Below are 7,195 nucleotides of genomic sequence, written 5' to 3'. Positions count from 1 at the left end.
CCACGTCGTCGGCGGTCACGGTCATCAGGGGCGTGTGCTCGTTCGACATCAGGACACTGCCCGTGGTGAGGAAGACGCCGCCCTGGGCGTGGATCGTGTCGGGTGCGCTGTAGCGCATGGCCGTGTCGTGGGCGTCGTACACGAGGAAGTCGACGGCCTGGTTGCCGTGCAGGTCGGTGATGGTCAGCGTCCCGCCGGCCCGGACGACGGACGACCAGGCGGCGCGGGCGGGAACGATGGCTTTCCGGACGGTCGGCGTGCTCATGCGAGCCCCCTCGCGGCAAGGAATTCGGCGGTGTTCAGGAACGCGCGGCGACCTTCGGGCGTGGCCTCCCACAGGGGGTCGCCGGGGCGGGTCGCCTCGGCGCGCCAGGCCAGCACCTCCAGCGGGGTGCTGACGTAGTCGTCGCGCGGGTCGGCGGGGTGCGGGACGTTCGCGATCAGCACCGTGACGTCCTGCTCGGCGCGCAGCGTCACACTGCCGCCCGGTCCGGCCGAGCCGGTGAAGTCGAGGGAGCCGTCCTCGCGTACCTCCACGCCCTGGAAGAACGAGAGCGAGGGCGGCAGATCGCGCGGCTCGAGGCCGTTCTTGGCGGCGGCCAGCTTGAACAGTTCACGGCCGGCCGGGGAGGGCGACTGCGGGGTGCCGTCGCCGTACCGGTTCGTGTTGCGTACGAGGGTCGAGGTGCCGCACAGCGCGTCGTGGCGCCCGGAGGTGTCGGCGACCAGCGAGGCGAGGACACGGCCCTGGTCGGACAGGAGCAGCTGCCCCTCGCCGAGGTAGGCGTTCCACTGGACCTTGACCGTGTCGGCGACGTTGAGGCGCTCCCAGGGCCGGTCCGCGACGAAGAGCAGCAGATGGGCGCAGGCGTCCCCGCGCAGGTCGGTCAGGCGCAGCTCGGTGCCGCGAGCCAGGACCCGGTGCGTGTAGTTGCCGCCCGCCAGTGTCTCGGCCCACACCAGATGGCCCGCCGCGCAGGGCGGCGCGGGCCAGTCGGCGGCCGGGACGACGGGCATGGCCTCCGCCTGGGCGCCCTCCTGGGCGCGGGCGTGATCGCGGGCTCCGTACGTGGTCGATGTCCCCATCGAGGGTCCTCCGGCTCCGAAGTCGTACTGCTTCTCGTGGTGCTCGTGCTGTCTGTCCTGCTGTGCCGCTCTGTCCTGCCGATTGAATTTCTGTCGCCCGACAGAAATTAGGCGGGCGTCGAGACGCCGGCGTTGCCCGTGTGTTGCCACCCGGTTACCGATCGCTCACGGAGATCATCCGGCCGGGGGGTGTGCGAGGATCGAACGCATGGGAACGACGGGCGGGCCGGGCGGACGGCGGGTCGGCAGACCGCGGGCCGCGCAGCGGCCGGACAGTGGGCTCGCCCCGCGGGCCGAACTGCTCACCGCCGCCGCCGAGTTGTTCACCACCCGCGGCTACGCGGCCACCACCACCCGGACCATCGCCGAGCGGGCGGGGATGCGCCAGGCGTCCATGTACCACTACGTCTCCGGCAAGGAGGAGCTGCTCGCCGAGCTCCTGGAGTCCACCGTCACGCCCTCGTTGACGTACGCCCGTGGGCTGCTGGCCGACGACGCCACCCCGGCCGAGGGCCGGTTGTGGGAGCTGTGCCGCACCGACGTCGAACTGCTCTGCGGGGGCGCGTACAACCTCGGCGGTCTCTACCTGCTTCCCGAGGTGCGTGCCGAACGCTTCGCCGGTTTCCATGCCGTTCGAGCCGAACTCAAGGACGCCTACCGGCAGTTGCTCGCCGCGACGGCCGCCGGTGGCGTGCTCGCCAAGGGTGAGCTGGAACTGCGGACGGATCTGCTCTTCGGGCTCATCGAGGGCGTCATCCTCGTGCACCGCTCCGGCCCCGAGCGGCCGGTCTCCGTCTTCGCGGAAGCCGCGGCGGACGCGGCGCTGCGCGTCGCCGGTATCTGAGGGCAGAGGCGGTCCGGGGCCTTCCGGAGGCCCGCGTTCACCCGTCACGGTGAGTGGTTTTCGTACGCCCGTACGTCGTTACACACTGTGTGTGATTGCATCCACAGCGTGCAAATGAGCCGAGGGTACTCCACTCGCAAGGGGCATTTCAGAGGCTTGCCGAATATGACACGGCGTTGATCCGGTCGGACTAAGCTCGCCCGCAGCGCACCGAGTTGAGATGTATTCGTGCGCTTGTTCCCAAAAATACCGAAGATCCGGACAGTTCCCAGACGTACCCCACAGCAAGCTCCCCCAACCCCAGCCGATTTTTCTCAGAGGGCATACATGGTGAGTGTTCAATCGCCTCCCGGTGGCCGTGAACTTCCCTACGCGCGCGTGCTGTTGCTGCCTGCCATAGCAATGGCCGGTGCGACCGGAGCCGCCGCCGCCCTGGTGACGGGGCCGGTCCGCGCCGCCGTCGGCTGGTGCGGAGCCATCGCCACGGTTCTGGTCGTCGCGGTCGCCGCCGAAGTGGTCCGTCGTGGCCGTACCGTCCGCAGTCTGCGGGCCGAGCACACCCGTCACACCGCGTATCTGGAGCGGCGCATCGCCGCCCACGACGAGGAGTTCACCCGCTTCGGCACGGAAGTCCTGCCGTACGCGCTTCATCTGCTGCGCGGCGCCGGTTCACCCTCAGGGGTGATTCGCGAACTGCGTGGACCCGACTCTCCGTACCGCGAACTCCCGGTTCCGCAGCGCAAACTGCTGGAGCGGGTCCTGGAGATCATCGATCGCGAGGAGTCCATGCGGGACGGCGCGCAGCGCGCGTTCGTCAGCATCGCCCGGCGCGTTCAGGCGATCGTCCACCAGCAGGCCAACGAACTCCGGGAGATGGAGGAGGACCACGGCCGCAACCCCGAGGTCTTCGACGACCTCCTGCGCATCGACCACGGCACCGCGCTGATCGGCCGACTCGCCGACTCCATCTCCGTGCTCGGCGGCGGCAGGCCCGGACGCCAGTGGCCGCAGCCCGTCGCGCTGTACAGCGTGCTGCGCGGCGCGATGTCCCGGATCCTGGAGTACCGCCGTATCGACGTGAGTTCCATCGCGAAGGTCAACGTCGACGGCAACTCCGTCGAACCGCTCATCCACGCCGCGGCCGAACTCCTCGACAACGCCACGCGCTACTCGCCGCCCCACACCAAGGTGCACGTCACCGCGACCGAGGTGCAGACCGGCATCGCCATCGAGATCGAGGACGCCGGGGTCAGCCTCAGCGAGGAGTCCCGCAAGCGCGCCGAGGTCATGATCGCCCGCGCCCAGGCCGGCTTCGACCTCAACGACCTCGGTGAGTCCCCGCGCCTCGGCCTGGCGGTCGTAGGGCGCCTCTGCGAGTCGTACAAGATGCAGATCTCGCTGAGGCAGTCCGCGTACGGCGGTGTCCGTGCCGTGCTGGTCGTGCCGTCCGACATGCTCACCAGCGACCCCGCGCCCGGACTCGCCCACGGCATCGGCGCCACCGCCGCGCCCAAGATCGAACTCGGTGCGCTGGAAGGCCCCAAGCGCCCGCCCAAGAAGCGCCGCCCCACGACGGGCCCGCGGATCCCGGCGTCGGTCTCCATGGAGGACGACATCCCGGAGGTGACCGAGTGGACCGAGAACGGTCTGCCGCAGCGCCGCAGCCGGGTCAAGACCCCGCTCAGCGAGCGGTACGCCCGGTCCAGGGCGTCCGAGGCCGAGCTGGAGGCCGACCCCGAGCTCCGGAAGCTGTGGGAGCCCGAGTCGCAGAAGAAGAAAAAGGAAGACGAGCCCCTGCCCGGCCTGTGGGTCGAGGCGTTCATGGAGGGCCTCAAGGGCGACCCGGACCCCACGGCCTTCACCAGGAACCCCGACGACCCGTCGATGTTCTCCGACCACCCGGACGACGCGGCCGACTTCACCGCGTTCCCGGCCGCCGGCCCCACGGCCCTCGGCGGTCACCCGGACGACCATGCGGTCTTCGGCGGCCACCGGGAAGACCCGACCGCCGCCAGTGCGACCAACCAGCAGCCGGCCCACGCTGAGGCCGACGACGAGGGGGACCTCAAGTGATCTCGCAGCGAGCCAACTTCGACTGGATGCTCAAGGAGCTCGCCGACGGCGTACCCGGTATCCAGCAGATCGTGGTGCTCTCCGCCGACGGCCTGCGCATCGCGCGCTACGGCGGTGACCCCGACGCCGCCGACCGTGTCGCCGCCGCCTGTGCGGGGCTGCAGAGCCTCGCCGGCGCCGTCGCGCACGAGATCCCGGACAGTGACGGCACGATGCGCATGGTCATCATCGAGGTCACCGGCGGCTACTTCTACCTGATGGCCGCCGGCCCCAACGCCTACCTCGCGGTCCTCGCCAACGTGATCGCCGAACCCGGCAACATGAGCAACCACATGCGCGACCTCGTCGTCCGCATCGGCGCTCACCTCACCAGTCCGCCCCGGCGGAACGGGCAGACCGTATGACTCCTCCGCAGCGCCGACGGCGCTACCCCGTCAAGCAGGAACCTCCGCCGGAGCTGCTCCACCAGAGCACGGCCGCCACGGAGGGCGCAGCAGACCAAGAGGGCGCGGCGGGCAAGGAGGGGGAGGCCAAGGAGGGGCAGCGCAAGAACCCCGAACGGCTCTATGTGCTCACCGGCGCGGCCCCGGGCGGCGAGCGCGCCTCCCTCGACCTCGTCACGTTAATCGTGGCGTGCGCCGAGCCCCCGCCCGCCGCCCCACCGGAGCAGTCGGCGCTGCTCCGCCTCTGCAAGGCCCCTCTGTCCGTGGCCGAGCTCTCGGCATACCTCAACCTGCCGTTCAGCGTGGTGACCGTCCTGCTCACCGAGCTGCTGACGGCCGAACTGGTCCAGGCGCGCTACCCGCTCATCCGCGAGTCTCTCGCCGACCGTTCCCTCCTCGAAGCGGTGATGCATGGACTTCAAAAGCTCTGACACCATCCCCGGCCCACGGACCGAGGACCGCCTGCCGTCAAGCACCCAGGCCGCGGTGAAGATCGTGATCGTGGGCGGATTCGGCGTCGGCAAGACGACCATGGTCGGCTCGGTGAGCGAGATCAGGCCGCTGACCACCGAAGAGACCATGACGCAGGCCGGCATCGGCGTCGACGACAACTACGGCTCCGATTCCAAGACGGCCACCACCGTGGCCATGGACTTCGGCCGCATCAGCATCACCGACCAACTGGTGCTGTACCTGTTCGGCACCCCCGGCCAGGAACGCTTCTGGTTCCTCTGGAACGGCCTGTTCGAAGGCGCCCTCGGCGCGGTCGTCCTGATCGACACCCGGCGCCTGGAAGTGAGCTTCGACGTCATAGGGCGCCTCGAGGAACGGGGCGTGCCCTTCGTCATCGCCGTCAACTCCTTCCCGGACGCGCCCCGTTACCCGGTCGAGGACCTGCGCTCGGCCCTCGACCTGGCCCCGGAGATCCCCATCGTCGAGTGCGACGCACGCAGGCGGGCCTCCAGCCGGGACACGCTCATGACGCTGATGCGCTTTCTGCACTCCCTGGAGATGACGAAGGCGTCCGTCTGAGCGCGGCCACCGGCAACCCAGCACACCACCAACTCTTCTGACACCGGATCCACTTCAGTTTCGGAGCGATCACCGTGACGCCTGACCCCCACTCCCTGACCGGCACGGCCGACACCGACACCAGCCCACCCCCCGGCTGCCCCGCCCACGGCATGGGCACCGGCCCGGGCGGACTGCGCCGGCTGTACGGCCCCGAGGCCGAGGACCTGGGAGCCGTGTACGAAAAACTCCGCGCCGAGCACGGCCCGGTGGCCCCCGCGCTGCTCCATGACGATGTGCCGATCTGGGTGGTCCTGGGGCATGGCGAGAACATGCACATGGTGCGGAGTCCTTCGCAGTACTGCAAGGACAGCCGGCTGTGGACGCCCATGCAGGACGGCACGGTCAAGCCCGACCACCCGCTCATGCCGCACTTCGCACGGCAGCCCATCTGCTGCCACACCGAGGGCGACGAGCACCTGCGGCTGCGCGGCGCGGTCACCGGCGCCATGTCGACCATCGACAACCGAGGCATCCGCCGCTACATCAACCGCGCGACCCAGCACCTCGTCAACAAGTTCTGTGCGGAGGGCAGCGCCGACCTGGTCAGCCAGTTCGCCGAGCATCTGCCGATGGCGGTGATGTGCGAGATCCTCGGCATGCCCGAGGAGTACGGCGACCGGATCGTGCAGGCCGCCCGCGACATGCTCAAGGGCACCGAGACCGCGATCGCCAGCAATCAGTACGTCATGGACGCCCTGATGCGGCTCACCGCTCGCCGCCGGGCCGAGCCCGAGGACGACTTCACCAGCCACCTCATCAACCACCCGGCGGGGCTCGACGACGAGGAGATCGGCCAGCACCTGCGTGTCGTCCTGATCGTCGCGTACGAGAGCACGACCAACCTGCTCGCCAACGTTCTCCGGGAGGTGCTCACCAACCCGGGGTTCCGTGCCCGGCTCAACGGCGGCCAGATGACGGTGCCCGAAGCGGTCGAGCAGTCCCTGTGGGACGAGCCGCCGTTCAGCACGGTCTTCGCCTACATCGCCAAGCAGGAGACCGAGCTGGGCGGTCAGCGCATCCGCAAGGGCGACGGGCTTCTCCTGGGCATCGCACCGGGCAACGTCGACCCGAGGGTCCGCCCCGATCTCGAAGCCAACATGCAGGGCAACCGCTCCCATCTCGCGTTCAGCGGCGGCCCCCACGAGTGCCCGGGCCAGGACATCGGGCGCGCCATCGCCGACGTCGGCGTCGACGCGCTGCTGACCCGCGTTCCCGACATCCAACTCGCCTGTGATGAGGACGAGTTGCGCTGGCGTTCGTCTGTCGCCAATCGACACCTGGTGGAACTGCCGGTGAAGTTCGCGCCGAGGTCTCCGCAGGAGGTCATGGAGAACCCCGGCGTCAGGCCGGTGCCGCCACAGCGCCCGAACAACTGGGAGGTCGGCACGGAGCAGCCGCGGCCCAAGGCGCCGGAGCCGGCCGTCCCGGCCGGCGAGCCCACATCGGCGCCGACGGCGGCACCCGAACCGGCGCGCCGACCGGGCGTGTTCCGGCGCCTTCTGCGCTGGTGGCGCGGCGACTGAGCCCATCGGACCCCGGGACTACCCGGCCCACTCCTGGTACGACGGCCAGGCCCGCAGCATCCGCGGGCTGACGAACCGGTGCTCGCGACCCGTGACCGGATCGGTGAACTCAAGGACTCGCGCCAGCAGTTGCAGCGGACGGCGGAAGTCAC

8 protein-coding genes and 1 pseudogene are annotated in these 7,195 nt (G+C 69.9%); 6 read left to right on the top strand and 3 right to left on the bottom strand.

Translation table 11 applies throughout. From position 1 onward, the window contains the following. Together STRTUCAR8_RS35110 and STRTUCAR8_RS35105 are read right to left on the bottom strand one after the other, a co-directional pair. Window positions 1–265: urea carboxylase-associated family protein (locus STRTUCAR8_RS35110; RefSeq protein ID WP_006380994.1), on the bottom strand; the 265-nt coding region annotated here is incomplete at its 3' end. Beyond that, on the bottom strand, window positions 262–1,086 hold the full coding sequence (locus STRTUCAR8_RS35105) for an urea amidolyase associated protein UAAP1 (RefSeq protein ID WP_006380990.1): 825 nt from the start codon (window positions 1,084–1,086) through the stop codon (window positions 262–264). The genes STRTUCAR8_RS35110 and STRTUCAR8_RS35105, both read right to left, overlap by 4 nt. 208 nt (window positions 1,087–1,294) lie before the next feature. Between STRTUCAR8_RS35105 and STRTUCAR8_RS35100 the strand changes: the two genes are divergently transcribed. From STRTUCAR8_RS35100 to STRTUCAR8_RS35075, 6 genes are all read left to right on the top strand, one after another. Continuing rightward, the gene (locus tag STRTUCAR8_RS35100; RefSeq protein WP_006380988.1) at window positions 1,295–1,930 is read left to right on the top strand and encodes a TetR/AcrR family transcriptional regulator; all 636 of its coding nucleotides are present in this window, start codon (window positions 1,295–1,297) and stop codon (window positions 1,928–1,930) included. A 327-nt stretch (window positions 1,931–2,257) separates the two neighbouring features. Beyond that, the gene (locus STRTUCAR8_RS35095) at window positions 2,258–4,003 is read left to right on the top strand and encodes a sensor histidine kinase (RefSeq protein ID WP_006380991.1); all 1,746 of its coding nucleotides are present in this window, start codon (window positions 2,258–2,260) and stop codon (window positions 4,001–4,003) included. Beyond that, complete coding sequence (locus STRTUCAR8_RS35090) at window positions 4,000–4,407, top strand: roadblock/LC7 domain-containing protein (RefSeq protein WP_006380989.1); 408 nt, start codon at window positions 4,000–4,002, stop codon at window positions 4,405–4,407. The genes STRTUCAR8_RS35095 and STRTUCAR8_RS35090 overlap by 4 nt, the downstream gene beginning before the upstream one ends. Then, window positions 4,404–4,877, top strand: a complete 474-nt coding sequence (locus STRTUCAR8_RS35085; RefSeq protein WP_006380992.1) for a DUF742 domain-containing protein — start codon at window positions 4,404–4,406, stop codon at window positions 4,875–4,877. The genes STRTUCAR8_RS35090 and STRTUCAR8_RS35085 overlap by 4 nt, the downstream gene beginning before the upstream one ends. After that, window positions 4,858–5,478 (top strand): GTP-binding protein, encoded by a 621-nt coding sequence (locus STRTUCAR8_RS35080; protein ID WP_006380993.1) that lies wholly within the window; start codon window positions 4,858–4,860, stop codon window positions 5,476–5,478. The genes STRTUCAR8_RS35085 and STRTUCAR8_RS35080 overlap by 20 nt, the downstream gene beginning before the upstream one ends. Window positions 5,479–5,552: 74 nt before the next feature. Beyond that, the gene (locus STRTUCAR8_RS35075) at window positions 5,553–7,043 is read left to right on the top strand and encodes a cytochrome P450 (protein ID WP_006380986.1); all 1,491 of its coding nucleotides are present in this window, start codon (window positions 5,553–5,555) and stop codon (window positions 7,041–7,043) included. Between the two features lie 18 nt (window positions 7,044–7,061). On the opposite strand, the pseudogene STRTUCAR8_RS54720 reads toward STRTUCAR8_RS35075, so the two are convergent. After that, a pseudogene (locus STRTUCAR8_RS54720) lies at window positions 7,062–7,195 on the bottom strand (pseudouridylate synthase); the annotation flags it as partial.

This window comes from Streptomyces turgidiscabies Car8 (genome assembly GCF_000331005.1).
GTDB lineage: Bacteria > Actinomycetota > Actinomycetes > Streptomycetales > Streptomycetaceae > Streptomyces > Streptomyces turgidiscabies.
The sequence above is the reverse complement of the archived record's forward strand: the minus strand, read 5'-3'. Positions and strand labels throughout refer to the sequence as shown.

What these genes read in the sequence shown, in the direction of transcription:
- STRTUCAR8_RS35095 (WP_006380991.1), top strand. Translation starts at nt 2,258, where the DNA reads ATGGTGAGTGTTCAATCGCCTCCCGGTGGCCGTGAACTTCCCTACGCG.
- STRTUCAR8_RS35085 (WP_006380992.1), top strand. Translation starts at nt 4,404, where the DNA reads ATGACTCCTCCGCAGCGCCGACGGCGCTACCCCGTCAAGCAGGAACCT.
- STRTUCAR8_RS35100 (WP_006380988.1), top strand. Translation starts at nt 1,295, where the DNA reads ATGGGAACGACGGGCGGGCCGGGCGGACGGCGGGTCGGCAGACCGCGG.
- STRTUCAR8_RS35080 (WP_006380993.1), top strand. Translation starts at nt 4,858, where the DNA reads ATGGACTTCAAAAGCTCTGACACCATCCCCGGCCCACGGACCGAGGAC.
- STRTUCAR8_RS35105 (WP_006380990.1), bottom strand. Translation starts at nt 1,086, where the DNA reads ATGGGGACATCGACCACGTACGGAGCCCGCGATCACGCCCGCGCCCAG.